The organism is Bacillus sp. FSL K6-2431 (genome assembly GCF_038005165.1).
In the GTDB taxonomy this organism is placed as follows: domain Bacteria; phylum Bacillota; class Bacilli; order Bacillales; family Bacillaceae; genus Bacillus; species Bacillus pumilus.
The window spans coordinates 2,636,145-2,657,474 of record NZ_JBBOSQ010000001.1 but is presented as its reverse complement, the minus strand read 5'-3'; the positions used below and the strand labels follow the sequence as shown (position 1 = coordinate 2,657,474).

24 protein-coding genes are annotated in these 21,330 nt (G+C 39.7%); 1 reads left to right on the top strand and 23 read right to left on the bottom strand.

The annotated features are described in order from the left end of the window. Positions 1-84 precede the first annotated feature (84 nt). The 4 genes from ftsX to MHH40_RS13235 form a co-directional block, all read right to left on the bottom strand. Complete coding sequence (ftsX, locus tag MHH40_RS13250; protein ID WP_034620145.1) at positions 85-975, bottom strand: permease-like cell division protein FtsX; 891 nt, start codon at positions 973-975, stop codon at positions 85-87. Next, positions 968-1,654: a cell division ATP-binding protein FtsE gene (gene ftsE, locus MHH40_RS13245; RefSeq protein WP_003213646.1), complete on the bottom strand. Its 687-nt coding sequence runs from the start codon at positions 1,652-1,654 to the stop codon at positions 968-970. The genes ftsX and ftsE overlap by 8 nt, the downstream gene beginning before the upstream one ends. Before the next feature lie 380 nt (positions 1,655-2,034). Then, a complete protein-coding gene (cccB, locus tag MHH40_RS13240; RefSeq protein ID WP_003212771.1) occupies positions 2,035-2,370 on the bottom strand; it encodes a cytochrome c551 in 336 nt (111 codons plus the stop codon). Between the two features lie 48 nt (positions 2,371-2,418). After that, entirely contained in the window at positions 2,419-3,267 is an 849-nt protein-coding gene (locus MHH40_RS13235; RefSeq protein ID WP_003212797.1) for a YitT family protein, read from the bottom strand. A gap of 189 nt (positions 3,268-3,456) precedes the next feature. On the opposite strand from MHH40_RS13235, the gene MHH40_RS13230 reads away from it, so the two are divergent. Then, a complete protein-coding gene (locus MHH40_RS13230; protein ID WP_050944330.1) occupies positions 3,457-4,212 on the top strand; it encodes an alpha/beta family hydrolase in 756 nt (251 codons plus the stop codon). 58 nt (positions 4,213-4,270) lie between these two features. Here MHH40_RS13230 and MHH40_RS13225 read toward each other — a convergent pair whose 3' ends face one another. The 19 genes from MHH40_RS13225 to MHH40_RS13135 all read right to left on the bottom strand — a co-directional run bounded on the left by MHH40_RS13225 (position 4,271) and on the right by MHH40_RS13135 (position 21,328). Then, positions 4,271-6,064, bottom strand: a complete 1,794-nt coding sequence (locus MHH40_RS13225) for a M3 family oligoendopeptidase (RefSeq protein WP_050944333.1) — start codon at positions 6,062-6,064, stop codon at positions 4,271-4,273. 124 nt (positions 6,065-6,188) lie between these two features. Next, positions 6,189-7,290 (bottom strand): peptide chain release factor 2 gene (prfB, locus tag MHH40_RS13220; RefSeq protein WP_106030063.1). Its coding sequence is split into 2 segments (ribosomal slippage): positions 6,189-7,217 and positions 7,219-7,290, totalling 1,101 coding nucleotides; the frame shifts between segments, so codons are not numbered across the junction. A 64-nt stretch (positions 7,291-7,354) separates the two neighbouring features. Next, complete coding sequence (gene secA, locus MHH40_RS13215) at positions 7,355-9,880, bottom strand: preprotein translocase subunit SecA (RefSeq protein ID WP_012011417.1); 2,526 nt, start codon at positions 9,878-9,880, stop codon at positions 7,355-7,357. Positions 9,881-10,066: 186 nt separating this feature from the next. Then, positions 10,067-10,630 (bottom strand): ribosome hibernation-promoting factor, HPF/YfiA family, encoded by a 564-nt coding sequence (gene hpf, locus MHH40_RS13210; RefSeq protein WP_003213481.1) that lies wholly within the window; start codon positions 10,628-10,630, stop codon positions 10,067-10,069. A 189-nt stretch (positions 10,631-10,819) separates the two neighbouring features. Beyond that, positions 10,820-12,505, bottom strand: a complete 1,686-nt coding sequence (locus tag MHH40_RS13205; protein ID WP_050944335.1) for a methyl-accepting chemotaxis protein — start codon at positions 12,503-12,505, stop codon at positions 10,820-10,822. Between the two features lie 32 nt (positions 12,506-12,537). Continuing rightward, the gene (locus MHH40_RS13200; RefSeq protein ID WP_003213093.1) at positions 12,538-12,918 is read right to left on the bottom strand and encodes a hypothetical protein; all 381 of its coding nucleotides are present in this window, start codon (positions 12,916-12,918) and stop codon (positions 12,538-12,540) included. Positions 12,919-12,931: 13 nt separating this feature from the next. Continuing rightward, positions 12,932-13,273 (bottom strand): flagella biosynthesis regulatory protein FliT, encoded by a 342-nt coding sequence (gene fliT / locus MHH40_RS13195; RefSeq protein ID WP_050944337.1) that lies wholly within the window; start codon positions 13,271-13,273, stop codon positions 12,932-12,934. Continuing rightward, positions 13,270-13,674, bottom strand: a complete 405-nt coding sequence (gene fliS / locus MHH40_RS13190; RefSeq protein WP_003212886.1) for a flagellar export chaperone FliS — start codon at positions 13,672-13,674, stop codon at positions 13,270-13,272. Before fliS ends, fliT begins: the two co-directional genes overlap by 4 nt. A gap of 17 nt (positions 13,675-13,691) precedes the next feature. After that, positions 13,692-15,221: a flagellar hook-associated protein 2 gene (locus MHH40_RS13185; protein ID WP_050944338.1), complete on the bottom strand. Its 1,530-nt coding sequence runs from the start codon at positions 15,219-15,221 to the stop codon at positions 13,692-13,694. Between the two features lie 20 nt (positions 15,222-15,241). Beyond that, positions 15,242-15,583 carry a flagellar protein FlaG gene (gene flaG / locus MHH40_RS13180; RefSeq protein WP_003213002.1) on the bottom strand — a complete coding sequence of 114 codons (342 nt, stop codon included), beginning with the start codon at positions 15,581-15,583 and terminating at the stop codon, positions 15,242-15,244. Between the two features lie 153 nt (positions 15,584-15,736). Beyond that, positions 15,737-15,961: a carbon storage regulator CsrA gene (gene csrA / locus MHH40_RS13175; RefSeq protein WP_003212955.1), complete on the bottom strand. Its 225-nt coding sequence runs from the start codon at positions 15,959-15,961 to the stop codon at positions 15,737-15,739. Further along, positions 15,955-16,389 carry a flagellar assembly protein FliW gene (fliW, locus tag MHH40_RS13170; RefSeq protein ID WP_050944340.1) on the bottom strand — a complete coding sequence of 145 codons (435 nt, stop codon included), beginning with the start codon at positions 16,387-16,389 and terminating at the stop codon, positions 15,955-15,957. The genes csrA and fliW overlap by 7 nt, the downstream gene beginning before the upstream one ends. A gap of 28 nt (positions 16,390-16,417) precedes the next feature. Continuing rightward, positions 16,418-16,996 carry a DUF6470 family protein gene (locus MHH40_RS13165; protein ID WP_003213106.1) on the bottom strand — a complete coding sequence of 193 codons (579 nt, stop codon included), beginning with the start codon at positions 16,994-16,996 and terminating at the stop codon, positions 16,418-16,420. Between the two features lie 48 nt (positions 16,997-17,044). Then, positions 17,045-17,956, bottom strand: a complete 912-nt coding sequence (gene flgL / locus MHH40_RS13160) for a flagellar hook-associated protein FlgL (RefSeq protein WP_050944341.1) — start codon at positions 17,954-17,956, stop codon at positions 17,045-17,047. 9 nt (positions 17,957-17,965) lie between these two features. Then, entirely contained in the window at positions 17,966-19,486 is a 1,521-nt protein-coding gene (gene flgK / locus MHH40_RS13155; RefSeq protein ID WP_003213544.1) for a flagellar hook-associated protein FlgK, read from the bottom strand. A gap of 15 nt (positions 19,487-19,501) precedes the next feature. Further along, positions 19,502-19,984, bottom strand: a complete 483-nt coding sequence (locus MHH40_RS13150; protein WP_050944342.1) for a flagellar protein FlgN — start codon at positions 19,982-19,984, stop codon at positions 19,502-19,504. A gap of 18 nt (positions 19,985-20,002) precedes the next feature. Next, positions 20,003-20,266, bottom strand: coding sequence for a flagellar biosynthesis anti-sigma factor FlgM (flgM, locus tag MHH40_RS13145; RefSeq protein ID WP_003213252.1), 264 nt, complete (start codon positions 20,264-20,266; stop codon positions 20,003-20,005). Between the two features lie 79 nt (positions 20,267-20,345). Then, positions 20,346-20,765, bottom strand: a complete 420-nt coding sequence (locus tag MHH40_RS13140; RefSeq protein ID WP_003212865.1) for a TIGR03826 family flagellar region protein — start codon at positions 20,763-20,765, stop codon at positions 20,346-20,348. Between the two features lie 56 nt (positions 20,766-20,821). After that, positions 20,822-21,328 carry a ComF family protein gene (locus MHH40_RS13135; RefSeq protein WP_050944695.1) on the bottom strand — a complete coding sequence of 169 codons (507 nt, stop codon included), beginning with the start codon at positions 21,326-21,328 and terminating at the stop codon, positions 20,822-20,824. Between the last annotated feature and the right edge of the window lie 2 nt (positions 21,329-21,330).

Here is a 21,330-nt window from a genome sequence, read left to right as displayed (position 1 = left end):
CCTGCATGAAGAGTCGACCGGATGAATCGGTTCAACCGGTCACACCTTCTATCAAACTCTCGAGTGCTGCCATCAAAAATAGATTTATACTTTTAAGAATTTACGGATGGACGTCAAGCTTCCCCATACACCAATGATTGCACCGATCAAAAGAAGGACCAGTGAAACTTGATAGACAAACGGGTTATATGGAAGCATGGAAATAAATGAGCCTTGTACTCTCGGTGCCACCCAGCCCACTGCATATTGATATGTGCCAAGCAGTAGAGCAATCGGTATAATGGAACCAAATACACCAAGCAGTAATCCTTCAATGAAGAATGGCCAGCGGATAAACCAGTTCGTTGCACCTACGAGCTTCATAATCTCGATTTCTTTACGTCTAGCAAAAATCGTAATTTTGATCGTATTAGAGATCAAGAACATGGCTGTAAATAAAAGCCCAATAATGAGCGCAATCCCTACATTCCGCGCCACTCCAACCACATTAAAGAGTCGGCTGACTTCTTCTTTTCCGTAGGTTACTTTATACGTACCTTTTAGGTTTTCTAATTTCTTCGCTACTTTTGGTGTATCGTGTGGATCTGATGTTTTCACAATAAACGCATCGTTTAATGGGTTTTCTTGATCAACAAGTCCCATGGATTGTCCATTTTCACCAAAGCTTTTAATCAGCGCTTTTAGTTCGTCATCTTTAGATGAGTACTTGACATCACTGATTTCAGGAATCTTATCAATTTCTGCTTTTAATTCATCCTGCTGCTTTTGATTCGCCGTTAATTCGATTAACACTTTTACTTCTACTTCTTTTTCAGCGTTCGATGCCATGTTGTTCAAGTTGAGCATAATCACAAGAAAAACCCCAACTAAAATCAATGTGACAGTGACCGCACTAATTGATGCAAATGTCATCCACGTGTTTCTTCCAAGTGAACGGAAGCTCTCACGTAAATGCCGCGAGAGAGTTTTAATCATAAATGCCGTACTCCCCTCTTGCTTCGTCACGCACAATCATTCCATCTTCGATTGCGATGACGCGTTTCTTCATGCTGTTTACAATCTCTTTGTTATGTGTCGCCATGACGACTGTTGTTCCTCGGTTATTAATCTCTTCGAGTGTCTTCATGATTTCCCAAGATGTGTCTGGGTCAAGGTTTCCTGTCGGCTCGTCTGCAATGACTACCTCAGGACTATTCACGATCGAACGAGCGATAGATACACGCTGCTGCTCACCGCCAGACAGCTGGTCAGGAAATTGTCGTGCTTTGTGCTTGAGCTGTACCAAATCAAGTACATCCAGCACTTTTTTCTTAATGATATGAGGCTGTTCCCCAATGACTTCAAGAGCAAATGCCACGTTCTCAAACACTGTGAGGGTTGGAAGCAGTTTGAAATCTTGGAATACTACGCCAATTTCTCTTCTTAAGTAAGGGATTTCTTTTTCCTTAATCGAGCCTAAATCTTTGCTATTAATTAAGATTTTCCCTTTGGTTGGCTTCTCTTCACGATACATCATTTTGATGAAAGTGGATTTACCAGCACCACTGGGACCAACAACATACACAAACTCTCCTGGGTGGATAGAGACATTGATTCCATTGATCGCCTTTACACCGTTAGAATAGATCTTGTAGACTTCCTTCATTTCAATCATGTAATCACCTAATCTTTTCTTATTGCTGACTAACAGCTTATCATGATGTTTTGACACTTATCGTCAAAAAACGTTATGTATGGTCACGCACATACCCTTCGATACGTACAAGCAATTTATGTCCTTTTCATCCAAAAAGATGAAAAAATTGAATCGTCTAAATTTCAACAACTCCAATTATACGTCATGAATCGACGCAATGGTATTACATTTATATTTCAAAACTTATCGTTAAAAGGTAAAAACAACATTTAAAACCGAAAAACATGTCTTTTTACCCTTATTTTTTAAATAAAACTTAATATAATACGTTTTCATACTATCCAAAAGTCTTTTTCTACATATAAAAACAAAAAAACCTTGTCGATTAGACAAAGGTTTTATTTTTTCTCTGCAAGCCATTTTGCTACTTCTTTTGCTTGCTTCTCATCTACCATTCCGCTTGGCATAGAGCCTTTACCATTCTGTGCAATATCTGCAATTTGGCTTTCATTATATTTCTTCCCTACTTCTTTCAGGCTTGGTCCGCCTCCGCCAGATAGGTCTTTCCCATGACAGCCAATACAGTTTTGCTGATAAATTTCCTCACCACTGCTCACAGTTGAAGCACTTTTGCTGCCTTCTTTGTCACTGTCACTGCTGCTTGAATTTCCTCCACAAGCCGCAAGAACAAGAATCATCGCTGCAAACAGCATCATTAATCCGCTCTTTTGCATCAATTTCCCTCCCTTACAATCATTTGGTCAACGCTATTATATCCTTGTTTACGCCCTTTTAAAACCCTCACCAAGCACCTCTTTTGCATCCATTACGATGACAAATGCTGATGCATCGATTGCTTTCACCACTTGTTTCAACTTTGTGAATTGTGACTGTCCAACGACACACATTAGAATTGGACGGTCATGATCGGTATATCCTCCAACTGCTGAGATTTTTGTGACACCACGGTCAATTTGATCAAAAACTGCCTGTCTGACTTCATCCTCATGCCCTGTAATGATCATCGCCATTTTCGAATGACTGAAGCCGGCCTGTACGACATCAATCGTTTTACTTGAAATAAACACACCAATGACAGCGTACAGTCCCTCTTCAATCCCAAAAACAGTCATCGCAGCCAGAACGATTAGGCCATCCATCATTGCTAAACAGGTACCAAGCGTGAGGCCTGTATATTTATTGATGATTTTGGCAGCGAGCGCCGTTCCACCTGTTGACCCATTTCCAAGGAACACGAGCCCTATGCCGATCCCAATCACCACTCCGCCAAAAATAGCTGCTAAGAGTGCTTCATGTGTCACAGGTGCAATATGCCTTGTGACAAACACCATCAAAGGTAAGAAAATAGAGCCAACGAGCGTTTTCACGCCAAATGTACCGCCTAATAAATAAAAGCCAGCGATAAACAGCGGAATGTTGAGCCCCCACTGTACATATGCCGCCTCAAAGCCGAATGACTGCATAATCGTACTAATCCCGCTCACACCACCTGCGGCAATCTGATTCGGTAATAATAACGTATTAAATCCAATCGCCACAATGGCTGATCCAATTAAAATGAACAAGTAATTCTTTGCTTCAATCCATAATTGTGAATGTCCCTGCTTCATGTCTGTCTTCCTCCGTTACTTCTGAATGCACACCTATTTTAAGCCCTCCAATTATGAATGTAAATAACAGCCAAATGCAGTGCTAATGGATTAACACTTTATCACACAAACGGATCAGCGTGCTTGCCGTTTGGCATAGGAGCAAATGATGGTATATTTAATATGTACATGAGAAAGAAGGGACATGCGATGAAGAAAATACTGAAGATCACAGGCATTACATTACTTGCACTGATCATTTTGGCTTTTGGTGCTTTCTATACATGGAGCCGGTTTACATACGGACCATCTGCCGCTTTAAAAAAGCAAGTGAACATCGAGCAAGTGGAACATAAAAACGACGTATATACATTTGCATCAACTAAAAGCGATACGGGCATCATTCTCTATCCAGGAGCAAAGGTAGAACCACTTTCGTACGCCTATATTGGGAATGAATTGATGAAAAAAGGCTATTCTGTCTTTATCCCTGACATGCCATTTTCGTTTGCGATTTTTAATACAAATAAAGCACAAGATATCATAAAAGATCATCAAACGATCAAACACTGGTATATTGGCGGTCATTCACTAGGCGGAACAGCCGCCGCTATGTTTGCAGAAAAAAACCAGCGCCAGCTCGACGGTCTTTTTTTCCTTGCGTCTTATCCAGCATCAGATGAGCTGAAATCATCCTCCTTGAACGTCCTCTCTATATCAGGTGAAAAGGATGGACTTGCGACACAAGAGAAAATCAAGCAATCGAAAACAAATTTGCCGTCTCAAACCGTTTATCATGAAATAAAAGGCGGGAACCATGCTCAGTTTGGCATGTATGGTAAACAAAAAGGTGATCAGCCAGCGGACATTCAAGCCCTCACACAGCAAAAGGATATCGTTCAGACGATGCTTGGATGGCTAAAACCAGCAAAAAAGCTCCATAAAGAAGACAAAGGGCTAAAATAAAGATCATTTTAACCCTTTGTCAACAATCTAAAGCTTCCGTAATGGGGGCTTTTCATTTTCACTTTTTCGTCGCTTCTAAAAACTCTTCAGCGTCTTCTACAGCGAGGCTAATGGCTTCCTCCCAAAAGTCTTTTTGGGTAAGATCGACACCTAAGTGCTTAAAGGCCAAATCTTCTACTGTCATTGAAGCTGTGTCCTTTAATAATGCAATGTACTTTTCTTCAAACGAAGTACCAGCCTGCAAGGCCTTTGCATAAATTCCTAGGGAGAACATGTAGCCGAATGTGTACGGGAAATTATAAAACGGTACACCTGTGATATGGAAATGCAACTTAGACGCCCAGAAATGCGGATGGTATTCATCTAAAGAGTCACCAAAGGCTTCTTTCTGCGCTTCTACCATCAGCTCATTCAACCGATCCGCCGGCACTTCTCCTTGTTTACGCTCTTCATAAAAACGCTGTTCAAATAAGAACCGAGATTGAATGTTCATGAAAAATGCTACACTCCGCTGCAGCTTATCCTCTAACAAGCTGAGGCGCTCCTCTTCATTTGCCGCTTCTTTCAATGAAGCATCAGCCACAATCATTTCTGCGAATGTCGACGCCGTTTCAGCTACATTCATCGCATATTTGCGATTAAGAATGCGAACATCCTGCATCACTTCCTGATGGAACGAATGACCAAGCTCATGCGCAAGTGTCGCCACATTGGATGGACTGCCTGAGAAGGTCATAAAAATGCGGGACTCTCCGCTGTCAGGGAAATTTGTACAAAAACCGCCTACTCGTTTGTTCGGGCGATCCTCAGCTTCTACCCAACGCTCATTAAAGGCCTTTTCTGTAAAAGCAGCAAGCTCTTCTCCAAATCCAGCGAAATGCTTCACAATAAAAGCAGCTGCTTCCTGATACGGATAAATCTTGGTCTCACTGCCAATAGGAGCCCCAACATCAAACCAGCTTAGCTTATCCACTCCAAGCATGTCAGCCTTTCGATGTAAATAATCAATGAATGGCTGCTTATTTTCATCAATCACAGACCACATGGCATCAAGGGTTTCTTGTTTCATCCGGCAAATTTCAAGCGGCTCTTTTAAGATATGATCCCAGCCTCTTGCTTCATATACTTGCAAACGAAAACCTGCCAAATGATTGAGCGTGCTTGCAAATAGATGTTCGTCCTGCGTCCATGCATGCTCTAGGTTATGATAAACAGCCTTTCTGACTTCACGGTCTGAATCATCCATCGCATTTTCCGCTTGGCCGACAGAGATCATCTGCGTTTCACCATGTTGTTCAAACGGAATCGTAATCTTATTCACTAAGCTAGAATAAAGCTCATCCCACGCATGGTAGCCATCTACGGCTAGCTTTTGAATCAATGTTTCTTGTTCAACAGGCAATTGATCCTTCACGCGTTCTCTGCGTTCATTTAATATGTAGCGAACATCTGAAAAGGCCTCTGAATTCATGAGATCCTCCCATTTTCCAGGAGAGATGGCAGCAAGCGCCTGATCAAACAGCGCAAGAATGGTACCTAAATCAGCTTCCAGCTTAGCAATCGTACCTCGAAGACTGCCAGCCTTCATATCCTTTGTATTTTGAGATTGAAGACAGGAAACAAATGAACCTGCTTGAGACAGTTTTTTATATGTGGTTTCATACGTGTCAAGGACAGACGTTAATTTGCTTTCAATGTGTGTATCTTCTTTTGAAAAGGCATCGACCTTTTGTCGTAATTCATCTAATAGCTGCTGAATGTGTTGCAAGTATGTTTTAAATTCTGGTGAAGCGCTGCCTCCTTTAAAAAAGGCATCTAAATCCCACGTCTCTTGTAATGTTGTTAATCCCAAAATATTTCCCCCTTTATTTGCTAATTTCATCATACAAAGGATATAGAGTCAGTATGGCGTATGTATTCCTTTATATTCATTATATTTTCTCACAATAAAAAAAACCCGGCAAGAAGCCGAGTTTTTATGATAATTTCGAACGTAAGTAAGCATCGATAAATGAATCTAAATCTCCATCCATGACCGCTTGAACATTTCCCATCTCCGTATTGGTTCGATGGTCTTTTACAAGAGAATACGGATGGAATACGTAAGAGCGAATTTGGCTTCCCCAGCCAATTTCTTTCTGCTCTCCTCTAATTTCATCCAATTCAGCCTGCTGTTCTTCGATCCGTCTTTGATAAAGTTTCGATTTCAGCATTTTCATCGCACGTTCTCTGTTTTTGATTTGTGATCTTTCTGTTTGGCATGTCACCACGACATTGGTTGGAATGTGTGTGATACGAACGGCAGAGTCAGTCGTATTGACGTGCTGTCCACCTGCACCGCTTGCTCGATACGTATCCACTTTGATATCTTCTGTTCGAATATCAATATCGATTTCTTCATTGAACTCAGGCATGACATCACAGGAAACGAAAGAAGTATGTCTACGACCAGATGAATCAAAAGGAGAAATACGAACCAAACGATGGACCCCTTTTTCTGCCTTTAAGTATCCATATGCGTTATGCCCTTTGATGAGCAATGTCACAGACTTAATTCCTGCTTCATCACCAGGAAGGTAATCAAGCGTTTCAACCTTAAAGCCTCTGCGCTCTGCCCAGCGAGTATACATTCTCAGAAGCATAGAACCCCAGTCCTGTGATTCAGTACCGCCTGCGCCTGGGTGAAGCTCAAGGATGGCATTGTTTTTATCATATGGTTCACTTAAGAGAAGCTGCAGTTCAAAGTCGTTAAATTGCTTAGTTAAGTTCTTCAGCTCTTTCTCAAGCTCTACATGAAGCTCCTCGTCATAATCTTCCTTTAACAGGTCATGTGTCATTTGCAGCTCTTCATGAGATTCACTGAGCTCATGGTATGAATTCACATTATCCTTTAGTGCATTGGCTTCATTGATGACGCCTTGTGCCTTTTGCTGATCATTCCAAAAATCAGCCTCTGACATGGTCGCTTCGAGTTCTGCAATTTTGGCTTCTTTTGTTTCGAGGTCAAAGAGACCCCCTAAAATCAGCTAGCCTGCTAGCCATATTTTCAAGCTCTTGTCTAATTTCTACTAATTCCATATCCTTCACCTCATAGATGTAGGGCTGACATGAATAGAAAGAGGTTTTCACCTCTTTCCATTACTTACTCTGTCTTCCCATGACAATTTTTATATTTCTTGCCGCTTCCGCAGTGACATGGTGAGTTTCGACCAATGTCTACGACTTTACGTACCGGCTTCTTTTTCACTGTCTTCTCCTCATCACCCTCTTGAGGCTGATGAGCTGTTGTTTGACCTTGAACGACTTCTTCACGTTCTAAGTTGTTTTGAATTTCTGATTTCAAAACATATTTGGCCACATCATCTTCGATTGAAGCGACCATGTGCTCAAACATCGCAAATCCTTCCATTTGATACTCACGAAGCGGATTTGTTTGTGCATACGCACGTAAATGAATCCCTTGACGCAGTTGATCCATTGCATCGATATGATCCATCCACTTTGAATCCACCGCACGAAGAACGATGACTTTTTCAAATTCTCGCATTTGTTCGTCGCCATATGTTTCTTCTTTTGCATCGTATTTTTCTTTAATACGATCCATAATGAAGGAGGTGATTTCATCTGCTTCTTTACCGTAAATATCCTTGACCGAAATGGCTCCTTCATCTAAATAGTTCGTGTTGATTAATTCAACAAGACCATCTAGTTTCCACTCTTCTGGAAGCTCTTCTTTCGGCGTATAAGAACCAACAGCGCGCTCAATTGAAGACTGAATCATATTGATCACAATCGATTTTAAGTTATCAGAATCAATGACTTCAAAGCGCTGCTTGTAAATCACTTCACGCTGCTGACGAAGCACATCGTCATATTGCAGAAGCTGTTTACGGGAATCAAAGTTGTTCCCCTCAACGCGTTTTTGAGATGATTCAACGGCTTTAGACACCATTTTACTTTGGATAGGCGTAGTGTCATCCATGCCAAAGCGGTCAAGCATGGCCATCGTACGCTCTGCACCAAATCGGCGCATCAATTCATCTTCCATGGAGAGATAGAATTGAGTAATCCCTGGGTCTCCTTGACGACCAGAACGTCCACGCAGCTGGTTATCAATACGTCGTGATTCATGACGCTCTGTCCCAATTACAGCTAGACCGCCAAGCTCTTTGACGCCTTCGCCAAGCTTGATGTCCGTTCCACGTCCTGCCATGTTGGTCGCAATGGTGACAGCACCCTTTTGACCAGCCTCTTCAATAATCTGTGCCTCACGCTCATGGTTTTTCGCATTTAACACTTGATGAGGAATCCCTTTATTTTTAAGCAGCTTAGAAATAAGCTCAGACGTCTCAACAGCTACTGTTCCGACAAGCACTGGCTGCCCTGTCATATAGCGCTGCGCAACATCTTCAGCCACTGCTTTAAACTTACCTTCCATTGTGCGGTAAATTAAATCAGGTCTGTCATCACGAACGACTGGTTGATTGGTCGGGATTGTCACAACCTGCATGTTGTAAATGTTACGGAATTCTTCTTCTTCCGTTTTCGCTGTACCGGTCATACCAGAGAGCTTTTCATACATGCGGAAGTAGTTCTGGAACGTAATCGTTGCAAGGGTCATACTTTCGTTCTGCACTTCGAGACCTTCTTTTGCCTCAATGGCTTGATGCAGACCTTCACTATAACGGCGTCCTTTCATGAGACGTCCTGTGAAAGAGTCAACAATAACGACTTGACCTTCTTCAACGACATAATCCACATCTTTTTGCATCGCAACATGTGCCTTTAGCGCCTGGGCGATGTGATGGTTCAGTGCGACATGTTTAACATCGAATAAGTTTTCGATGCCGAATGCTTTTTCTGCTTTCGTCATTCCGCTTTCTGTCAGCTGAACACTTTTTGTTTTAATATCGTATGTGAAATCATCTTCTATTTTTAGTGTACGAACAAATGCATTCGCTTGTACGTAAAGCTTTGTAGATTTCGCAGCTTGTCCAGAAATAATAAGAGGCGTTCTCGCTTCATCAATTAAGATGGAGTCAACCTCATCAATCACGGCATAATGAAGCGGTCTTTGAACCATTTGCTCTTTGTAAAGAACCATGTTATCCCGTAAATAGTCAAAGCCAAGTTCGTTGTTTGTGGAATACGTAATATCAGCGGCATACGCTTCTCTTTTTTCATCTTTGTCTAAGCTGTTTAAGTTTAAGCCAACCGTTAAGCCAAGAAATTCAAAAATCTTGCCCATTTCCTCTGCATCACGACTTGCCAAATATTCGTTGACTGTCACAATGTGGACGCCTTTTCCAGAAAGAGCATTTAAATAAACAGGCATTGTTGAAGTCAACGTTTTACCTTCACCTGTTTTCATCTCAGAGATGTTGCCTTCATGAAGCGCGATCCCCCCCATGAGCTGCACCTTAAATGGGAACATTCCTGTCACGCGGCGTGATGCCTCGCGAACCGTTGCAAATGCTTCAACCAACAGGTCATCCACGGATTGTCCTTTTTCAAGTTTTTCTTTAAATTCGATCGTTTTATTTCGTAAAGCCTCGTCAGATAATTTCTCGAAATCTTGAGCGAGAGCTTCAATTTCATTTGCTTTTTTTTCATATTTGCTGATCGTACGTTTCGTAGGATCAAACACTTTGTTTAAGATTCCAAGCATATAATAACGCTCCTCTATTTCATGCAATTTTTCGGCATGTCCAAAAGATTGACAGGTCCATATTTACCTGCATTTATCATACCATACCTTCCTTCATTTCCAAAGAATTTGCAATGATTTCACACAAAAAACCCGCCCCTCATAGAGGGAACGGGTTTACTTTTTTTAGGTTATTTTTAGATCAGATTAAGCGTTTGGCTCAATGAGTCCATATTTTCCATCATTTCGGCGATAGACCACATTGGTCAAATTTGTCTCAGCATTTGTGAAGACGAAGAAACTATGACCTAACATGTTCATTTGAAGGATGGCCTCTTCGCTATCCATCGGTTTTAAATTGAAACGTTTTTGTCTGACGATTTCTGTTTCATCAATTTCTTCGTCATCTTGAACAGCTACGTCAGCCGTCCCATTTCCTCCAGCAAATAAGTGCTTTTTGGCACCTTGTTCGCGGAATTTACGGTTTACTTTTGTTTTGTGTTTTCGAATTTGACGTTCTAATTTACTGGCTGCTAGGTCTACTGCATTGTACATATCTTCATTATGCACCTCAGCTCGAAGTGCTAGATCAGTCATTGGAATGGTAACCTCAACTTTAGATTCTTGATCATTGTAAAACTTCAAGTTCACGTTGACTGAAGCATCTACGTCTGTCTCAAAATAACGCTCCAGCTTTCCAATTTTTTTCTCGACATGATCTCTTAGTGCAGGTGTTACGTCGATGTTTTCTCCTCTGACATTGTAATTCATGTAAAGAACGCCTCCTTTAAAATTAAGGATATGTAAACCTATTTCTACTTTTCCCTCCTTTTCTCCTGCTCAAACGTAAAAAAAATGTGAATTTTTATTGAAATTTGTCGAATTTTGCGGTGCATCAATTGTTACTTGATAGGTGATGAATATATATTCGGCTCATTCTTGAAAAAGACCAGCGCACATTTAAATGGTGAAAGATGATATTGATGTTTTCAGCGATTGAGATAAGGTTTTTAAATCCTCCGCCGCTGCTTTCATTTCTTCATTTGCTGCCAATGATTCTTCAACAGCCGCAGACATGTACTCCGTCTCTTCTGAATTGCGTTTGGCTCCTTCTTCAATGACCCCAACCGTCTGAGATATTTCCTCTGTACTAGCTGAAATCTCCTCTGCAGTAGCTGAAAGTTCCTCTGCTTTCATCGAAATATCACGAATAGATTCCAGGATTTCATGAAAGCTCTGTTCTGACAATTGCGATACTTTCACACCTTCTGCTACATCCTGCTCAACCTTTTTCATCGAATGTGATGATTTTTCAGTATCTTTGTTCACGTTCGCGAGCAATTGACTAATTTGATCTGTCAGCTGACTAGATTCTTCCGCCAGTTTCCTCACTTCATCTGCTACCACCGCAAAGCCTCTCCCATGCTCTCCTGCTCTTGCCGCTTCAATAGCAGCATTTAAAGCAAGCAAATTCGTTTGATCAGCGATGGCATGAATATGACCTAACAAATCTTCAATGCCTGTAAACTGGGCTTGTACATGAGCCATTGTGGAATGGTGCTCATTCACAGACGCTTTGATAGAGCTCATTTGTTTTACGAATTGCTGAATAAGCGCTGCACCCTCTTCAGCCTTTTCAGTCACTGAAATTGAGTGACCCGAAACATCGGATGTGTGTTTAGCTGCATTTTGCATACCAGTCGAGACTTCTTGAATGGCAGAAGCTACTTTTCCGACCGCGTCTGATTGTTCACGTGAAGCTTCACTGACCTGTTCAATCGAGCTAGATGTCTGCTCACTTGCCGATATGGTTTGATGAATCGTTTCCTCAAACTGAGTAGCAGAATCAGCTAATTGTCTTGATCCATGTTGCACCTGTAAAATGAGCTGACGCAAATGCTTTGTCATTTGATTAAAAGCAGTACCGAGTTGACCAATCTCATTTTTAGAGGTCACTTCAATCTCTTCAAGTGTAAGGTCACCATCTGCCATCCTTCTCGCAGCATTTGTGACAGACACAATCGGCTTTGTCATACGATAAACGAATCTTGTCCCAATCAACAAAAAGCCAACAATAATGACCGCACTAACTAGAATGAGAGTAAATAGTAATTGATTACTGTCTTGGTTGAGCTGATTGATTTTTTGGTCACGTTGCTTCAACTGGGTTTGAGCAAATTCTTTTGTAAAGGTATGTATTTCTTGTTCGATAGGTTGTAATTCTTGATTGAGGCGTGTGTTGAATTCTTTTTGATTTTGCATATTCAATGAATTAAATAGTCGGTTCGTTGAGGTGTAGTAGAGATAATTCTTTTCTGAGATTTGATCTAATAGATTTTTTGCTTGTTTGACAGAGCTCATTTTTGTAGCTTCCGTTGTTTTTTTATTAATCTCTTCATATGTTTGCTCAATTTTCTGTAAATTTTCAGCATCTTGCACGACAACATATGTTTTAATTTGTGCTTCCTGCTTTTGCAAAAGTGCCTCTAATTCCAGTGAGGTTTGATAAAGCTTTACTTCTTTGCTAAGAAGAGTCTTATAGGATTGATCTGTTTTGTAATAGATAAAGCTTGAGAACCCTAAAATACTGACAAACAATATACATATGACAATAAGCCCAAATAAAAATTGATTTTTTAGTCTCATAATTTCCTCCGAAAGTCTGAATTGAACAAAAATTAATGAATGACATACGGCCTCATACAGGCATGTATTTCATCCATCCACTTTCTATATTCAGGTATAAAATATGCTTTAAGGAATGATTGGAAGTGTATTGAAGGGAATGTATAGAAAGCTAGTATATCAAAACTTAAAAAAATTTGATCAAACGAACGAATCGTTTTGGCAAAGTGCTCATTTTCTATAATTGAAAGCAGAAGGGGATGTGTTGTCTCTAAATGAAAGAAGGCATGGATCAGATCATTAAAGATCCGATCCCCTTCTGTTTTAGCAAAATCCTTCTCAATTTCATCTAAATATTTTAGACTCTCTTCTATCGTAAATAGAAGTTCATAATATGTGGTTAATAAAATATAGTCATCTGAACGATACGCCACAGGTCTCACCTAATTATTTCCGTTTATCGTAATATACGCCGTCACTCGTCATAGGCTGGTATGGATTTTGATAATTCAGCTGTTTCGTTTTCTTTTTTTGAATGGCTTGAATATCTGCTCTTATGCCGTTTTGGATCACAGTTAATTGCTTCGCCATCTGTTGATCTGTTTGGATGATTTCTTTGATTTTTTCTTTTTCTTGATCCGTCAGCTCATGCTGAATATCTCTCATTAATTCATCTCTCTCAATTAAAAAGGCATCAAAGTCTTCAACCAAGGTGTCACTTTGCGGATTTGCCGTTATTTCGGCTGCCATTTTTAATGTTTGGTCATGCAGCTGGTCCACAATACTCATAGAGATCCCCCGATAGAGTGGTGGCGCCCTTTTCGATCGGTTTGAATAACTTCCTTCCACGCATCACGAAAATCAGTTACGTATTGCTCTACTTCATTCAACATCTCTTCGTCATTTTGAAGATTGGCTTCAATCAATCTGCGATAAATGTAATCATACATACTTGCCATACTATTTGATACGTCATAAGAACGATTTAAGGTGACATTTAATTCTTGAATGATGTTTTGAGCCTTTTTCAGGTTCACATTTCTCGTTTCTGCATCCTCTTTTTGAATGGCATACTTCGCGAGTCTAATGAACTTTAAGCAACCTTCATAAAGCATAAGCGTCAACTCGGCAGGTGTTGCAGTCTCAATAGAATTTTTCTGATAGGCGGCATAAGGGTTCTGAATTGCCATATGTTATAAACCTCCAATTATTGTCCAAGCAGTTGAGAAAGATAGCCCGATTGGTTGTTTAGCTTTTGAATCGCGCTATCCATGGCGTTAAACTTTTTGTAGTAACGGGCTTCAACCATCTTCAAACGGTCTTGGAACGTACCCATTCGTTTGGTCAAAGAATCAAGGTCCTTACCAAGTCCGTATTCCTTTAATTCCATCGTTGTGCTTCCCGCCTTTGTTTGAATGCTCTTCGTGAAGGCAGTTAAGGAATTTTTGACACGATAAATGATTCCTTGTTCTTGATATTGCTGCTGGGCTTTGTCTTTATCTTTTGAATCCACATTTAAACTACCTGAGATGAACATTTGTCTGACTTTCTCCGGGTCTTCTTCAATGGCTTTTCTTAATTTCTCTACTCCATTAAGATCCTTACTAAATTCCAGCTTTCCACCATCTTTATACTTGGATGATGTCTCAATACCAATTTGTGTGAGGTGAATTTTATTCGCATCACTTGTCGTAATATTAGCATAAAAATCACTTCTTATTTTAGAGGCACCAGATCGTAAAATGGAATCACTTCTCAGCAAGCCAGACTTCGCGGTCGTTTCCCATAGCTCTATTTCTTTTTCAGACATCCCTTTTTTCTCTTCAGCCGTTAATGGTTGATAGTCTCTGTTTTTCTTTTCATTGACTTTACCATTAATTTGCTCAACGAGCTCATTGTATTTATCAACAAATTGTTTAATTTTATCAAAGATTGCATCCACATCTGTTGAAACGTTTAAGCTGACAGGCTGATCCGTTGTTCCTTTAAGTTCGTACGTAATATCAGCCTGTGTGAATGTGTTGTTGTTATTTTCCATTTTCAGACCGTTAATCTCGTATTGTGCCTTCTGTCCTTGAGTGGTCGCAACTAATTTGTTATCTCCATCTACTTGGAATCCTAATTGCGTTAAAAATGAAGCCGAATTGCCATCAGCTGCTTTAATACTGACACCCTCACCAGTTATCCGAGAAGTAAGAGCAATTGTATCCACGTAGTTCGTTCCATCAAAGATTTGGCCTTTGTAAGCCGTCACACCTAATTGCGCGTTGTTTAGCTTTGACACAATGTTATCAATTGTATCGGTATCAGAAGTATTGATCGTCACCATTTTCGGTTTTGTCGAATCTGGTGTCGTCACCTCAAAAGTAAACGTGCCGTTTGCTGGTGTAAATCCAGATGTACCAGAAGATTTGAAGACGGAAGCTGTCGCTAGTTGAGTGACATGAATAGAGCCAGAGGTCGCATTTGTTGACCCAGTTGCTGTGACAGCAGATTCATTAGAGCTTGTCACCTTTTTTGCGCCATATGTACTTGGACGCGTTAAGTTTAAACTGTTGATCAAATCATCTAATTCTTTGATTTTCGAGTTAACCTCGCGATAGCTGTCTCTTTGCCATTCAAGTGTTTGTTTCTGGCGTGTCATTTTATCAATTGGTGCTTGCTCAGTTTTCATGAGTTTTGATACGATTTCATCAATATCAAACACATTTGAAAATCCAGTAATTCGATTGACCATTTTTTATGTTCTCCCTTCACTTACATTCTTTTATCTACAAATAAACCGACAATTTCTGTCATTGCCGCATAGAAATCAAGCCATTCCTTGGAAGGAATTTCTCTAATGACTTCTTCTGTTTGGTTATCTACGACTTTGACATAATATTCATTGAGTTTTTCATGTAATTCAAATTGCAGATGAAATTGAGTGGGTTCAATCAGCTTGTTTGCGCCTTGAAGCGTTTTTTCAATTTCTTCTTTTGAAACGACCTTGCCATTTGCTTGTAAATCAGAGTTTGCATTGTCATTCTGGTTATTAGAAACACGGGTTTGAAATGCATCGATAATTGGCTCTAGCGATGTCAACTTACCAACAGACATAGTTATTCAGCTCCTGTGCTTTAATCTACCTTTTATATCGGCTTGGAATTTTCAAATTAAATATAGATGGACCGATTTGTTAAAGTTTCATATAGATGGTGAACATCCACACAGAAACGTGGAGAAGGATAGCTGAATCAGATAAAAAAATCCTCACTTTTTTTGTGAGGATAATTGAGAGAGGAGATCTACGGATAAACTCGCAGCACGACTGTTCTCTTCTTGAATAGACAGGTACACTTCTTTCCTGTGAATATCAATGTGCTTAGGAGCTTCAATCCCGATTTTCACTTGATCGCCTTCGATCGAAATAATCTTGACTTCAATATCATCGCCAATTTGAATCGACTGGTTTAATTTACGCGAGAGAACTAACATGAGGATGCCACCTCTAACAAATGTTTTGTATGATAGGATGAATCATGCAAAATCACCTGCTTGGCTTTCATGTTTTTCCGGTTCACAATAATAGGCGCTCTTAAATTGGCTGTCGTTTTTTCAATAGAAGATTCCATTGTTAAAATCACCATAACTTCCACATCATTGGCATCTTCTACTTCTAGAATATCTACGACCGTTTCGTCTAGATCGAATTCATATTGATTGAAAAATAAAAACGGACTGCTGACAATAAAGCCTAACTCTGCGTTTTTCAATGATTGAAGAACTAAAAATGGAGACTCTTCTGATAAAGGTAAAATGACAAACTGTTTTTGATCCAGAAATCCTGGTATTCCATTAGAGAAGTTGATGATTTGCTCCTCTTTGATTGTCACTTCACCATGGTATTTTGTTTGAATGATCATAATTCACGACCTTTTTCATTTTTCTTAACTATACCTTATCACCATTTTGGCCCGTTTCGTCAACTTCTATTTTTAAATCTGGGTATTGTAACATATCAATATTGACCTTACCTGGCTGGTAGTTAACGATTGGTTTATGAGGCGTTGCCTCTATAATAGCTTTTTGAGGCTCCACTTCAATTTGAAGCTCAGATGGCTGATAGTGAATTTTCACACTAAAGAATGAAGGGATCACACCAATATTGAATTGTTTGGCTGGAGGAGTGCCATTGATTTTGGCAAACTCGGCAATTGCATTCCCACCATTCTCGATCTTGATGAGTTCACTGCCTTCTTCCGCTCTTCGGCCCATTCCCTCTCCAACAGCACGTTTCCCCTCAGCTGCCCATTCTTCAGAACGCCTAAAAATTGACTTGATATCCATATCGGCAAATGCTTCGGTTTGATCTATTGTTAACTTTGACGGTGTCCTTGTCATATTCATGACGGCTCTGGGCTGCTGAATCTCAAGGTCTGCTCTTGGCTGCTCTACTTCTTGCCGAGAAGGAGTTGTCGACATTTGCAGCTTTGCATAGGTTTGTTGCATTAACAATCTAGGGATTTGCATATAGGTTCACCTCCATGATGCAAAAAAGCACCCAACGGATGCTTTTTATTATCTTAAGAAATCGACAAGGGATGGCTGAATAACTTTAGCCGTCGTTGCTAAAGCAGCTCTATTCACAGTCTCTTGTTGAAGAAGATCAATAATTGCTTTTTCACTTTCTACATCTTCATTATCTGATTTGGCATTTTTCAGTACTTCGAATTGTGAAGTCAAGCGACTGCCTACTAAGTCAACACGATTTGAACGGGCTCCTAAGTCCGAGCGCTCAGCACTCATCACTTCTTTAAACTGATCGATACTTCCTAACGCATCATCAGAATTTGCGAACGTTCCATTTTTCAATGAGTTTTCTAAATCCGTCAGCATTTCAATGACATTTTGACCGCTGGCAGACTGTCCACCAAACGCTGAAATTGGATTTGAGTTCACATTTAAAGTGATACCATCAGAAATGTTCGACTTAACAGAATTTGCATCTGTATAGTTTTCAAAGTTAAACGTAAACGTACCATCTGCGTTCTCAACAACTGGTTTGACATTTGTATTTGTTCCATTAAATACGAACTTACCTAACATCTGAGTGTTCATCGCGTCAATGATTTGTTTCTTCATCTGACCAATTTCCACGCCGACAGCTGCTAAATCTTCTGGCTGCTTTGTTCCATTAGCCGCATCAAGCACTTTATCTCGTACATTTGACATAATATCAATGATTTCAGTGACACTTGTTTCAGATGTATCAATCCAGTTCTGTGCTTCATTTAAGTTTTTTTGATATTGATCATTTCGAAACATTGCTGTGCTATATTGAAGGCTTTTTACTGCTGCAACGGGATCATCAGACGTTTTTGTGAAACGTCTCCCTGTTTGTGCTTGCTCATTTATTTTAGAAAGTTTTTCATAACTTTTACTAATATTACGAAGTGAGTTTTGAGAAATCATACCTTGTGTGACTCGCATCAGTTATACCTACCTTCCTACGACACCCATGCCGTTTATTACTTTATCCAATATTTCATCTTGTAATGTCACAACTCTCGCAGCTGCATTATATGCATGCTGAAATTGGATCATATTCGTCATTTCTTCATCAATGGAAACAGCACTCGTTGACATTCTACGCTCATTGGCTGAATTGACAAGAGCGGCTGAACTGCTTTCTAGCGTTATGTTCTTTTTCCCTTGAATCCCCATCTCAGCAATGACATTTTGGTAGTAATCCTGGATCGTCGTTGTATTGCCGCCGATTGGTACCTTTAAGTCTTGAATACCAGCTAATTTCGTAGCATTCGAACCGTCACCTTTTGTTTGATTGAGAGATGCTGCAATATTATCTGTTGATGCTAAAATAACATCACTCACTTTGATACGAGCAGCTAAACCTTTATTCAGATCATTATTATTCTCGATATCAAAAAAGTCTTGTCCACTTGTGCCATTTAATGTGTAACCCTGCTTATGCACATCATTAAATGTATCCATGAAGACTTGTGCTACTTCATCAAGCTCTGCAAGCATGTCTGGATACATGCCTTTTTCAGCACCATTTGACATGTAGCCATAAGCCTCAACAAGTGCTTTTACTTTACCATTCACTTGAAGCTGATCTGCTGCAATGGTTGTTGTTCCGAATTGAAGTGAGTTAACAAGTCCCGTTGTATTATCATACGAGATTTGCAGTTCAGATTTTTCGTTCGTAATGCCATTCAAAATCGTTCCAGCAGATTGTCCATTTGCACCGATAATGTCGATGTTGACAGTTCCTTCTGCAATTTTGAGTGCATTTCCGCCAGATGGATTGTAGCTCACTTTAATATCAACAAGTGAAGATAATTGATCTACCAACGCATCACGCGTATCATATAGATCATTTGGAAGATATCCGTTTGGCTCAACTGCTGCAATCTGTTTGTTCACTTCATCTATTTGAGATAAAATCGTGTTCACATTTTTGGCTGTTGAATCGAGTTCTGTTTTTAAATTCTTCTGTATCGTTGTTAAAGAAGAATTAAGTAGACGGAATTGATCTACTAAAGCCTGTGCACTGGTTTTAACAACTGTACGCGCAGACGCTGTATCAGCATTTTTGGTTTCGGATAGGACCTGCAATGATTTCCAAAGGTTATCAAAAGCTCTGTTTAAGCCTTCATCCGTCAAATCATTCATGACTCCCTCCATTTGCGAAAGGGCATCAGATTTTGTTGAGTAGTAGGACAAGTTATTGTTATGATCTCTGAATTGCAGATCTAAAAAGCTGTCTCGAATTCTTTCAACGGTTCCAACTTGAACTCCTGTCCCCATTTGGCCATATGTCTTGCCGTCATAAACTGAAATGACTGGATAAGGATTATCTGCTTTAAAGGTAACTCTTTGTCTTGAGTAGCCATCTGTATTTGCATTGGAGACGTTGTTTGATGTGACATAAAGCCCTGCACGCTGGGCTGTGATTCCTCTTTTTGCCGTTTCTAGTCCCATGAATGTAGAACCCATTGGTATCCTCCTTGTTTACGCCTTTGAATCAAACAAAGCCCTCTGCTGTTTAGGCTTTGAACTCTCAAGACCATTTTGTCCGTAATTCATATTTTCTTTATTAGGGTTAACGAGATCGAATGTCAGTGAAATAAATTGAAGCGACTGCTGAATGAGCTGTTTGTTCAGTTCATTTACATCTTTCAGTTCCACCATGATGTCTTTTAATTTGTCATATAACGAAATGAGCTCTTCTTGATCCGAACCTTCAGCCTTTTCGATACAAGCGGTGATGGTTGGCGGTTCATCATTTTGTAAAAATTGAACTGTCGCTTCAATTCTTTTTTCTTCTAATTGAGAAATGGCCTGAATATATTTTTGCTCTAAATTCAGAACCTCTGAAAGAGCATCAATCTCATTACTTTTCAGCATTTCTGTTTTATCTTTCGACAGCTTCAAAAGCTGTTCATGCAATCCATAGAGACGATGCAGCTCTTCAATGATTATTTTAACTGACATTCACGCTACTCCCTTTTGTTATTGTTGTTTATAAAAATTCAGCATTTTATCAGCAATGCCCTTTGTATCTACTTGATATGTTCCAGCTTCAATGCTTTTTTTAATTTGGTCTATTTTATCTTGGCGTTCTTTCATGATATTCGGCACCTTTTGCATTTCGATTGCCTTTTTAGAAATTTCGACTTTATCAGTTGATTTTGCTTGATTTGATTGCAACGTTTGTTTCTCATATGTTTTCTTGTAAGGATTTACTGGTTGTGTTCCATATCGATTAATTTTCACGGGATTCCTCTCGCTTTCCGTTACAGTCTGTCTTGATTCTATCCATTTTATCGACCAAACTGCAACTTAGTTTAGGGAATCAATCGTTTTTAGGATTAATGGCATAATAGGTGTCTTTTTTCCTAGATTCAATCTCCCTTTTACGCTCTTCTTCTTGGTTCATTTGACTCATTTGCGACTGAATGTCCTGTTCACATTGACTGCACAGCTTGTTTTTTCTGATCGGTTGGCCACATCTTTCACAAGGATAGTTGATATTCGGAAATTGGCTAATTTGAAGTCTTTTCAAACGGATAAATTTCAAGATTAATTCTTCATCAACTTCTGTTGCATCTACTATTTCAGCAATGGTTGATTGTCTATTACTTTGCTTTCGCAAGAATTTATAAACGATATCAAAAGAACGTTCTTCTTCTTCAAAGCATTTGTTACAAACCGTTTGGATGGTCGTTTTTAAAAACAGCTGATTACATTGCGGGCAGTTTGCCAATTGATTCATAACCAAAACCCCTTACGTTATTTTCTCTTCTTATTATCGGTTAATTATCCTGAATTTTAACTACGGATCAACGTAAAAGAGGAAACACTTTTGGCACCTGCTTCTTTTAAAATTCTCGCCGCATCATAAATGGTGGCCCCTGTTGTATAAATGTCGTCAATTAAGATAACATCCCTTTGAACGATTTCATCTGCCTGCTTGATTTGAAACATTCCTTTTTGATCTAAACGTTCATTTTTCTTTTTCTTGGACTGTTTGCTTTGATGTATTTTTACAAGTGGCTGAAGGATCGGCTCACCAATCAAGGAAGCAAGTATGACGGACTGATTAAACCCTCTTTCCTTTAGTCTTTCTTTACTTAAAGGAATCGGGATCAGGACAGGTTCTTTCATTAAAAAAGAGCGCTTAAATACTGCTCGGACATCTTGTTTAAAAAGCTCAGCTAAAGCTGTATCACCTCGAAATTTAAAGCGGGAAAGGACATCTTTCATCAAATCGTTGTAAGCATAGACAGACCTATTTTTCACAAGTACTGTAGTAGAATCAGGGCGTTCTTTCCACATAG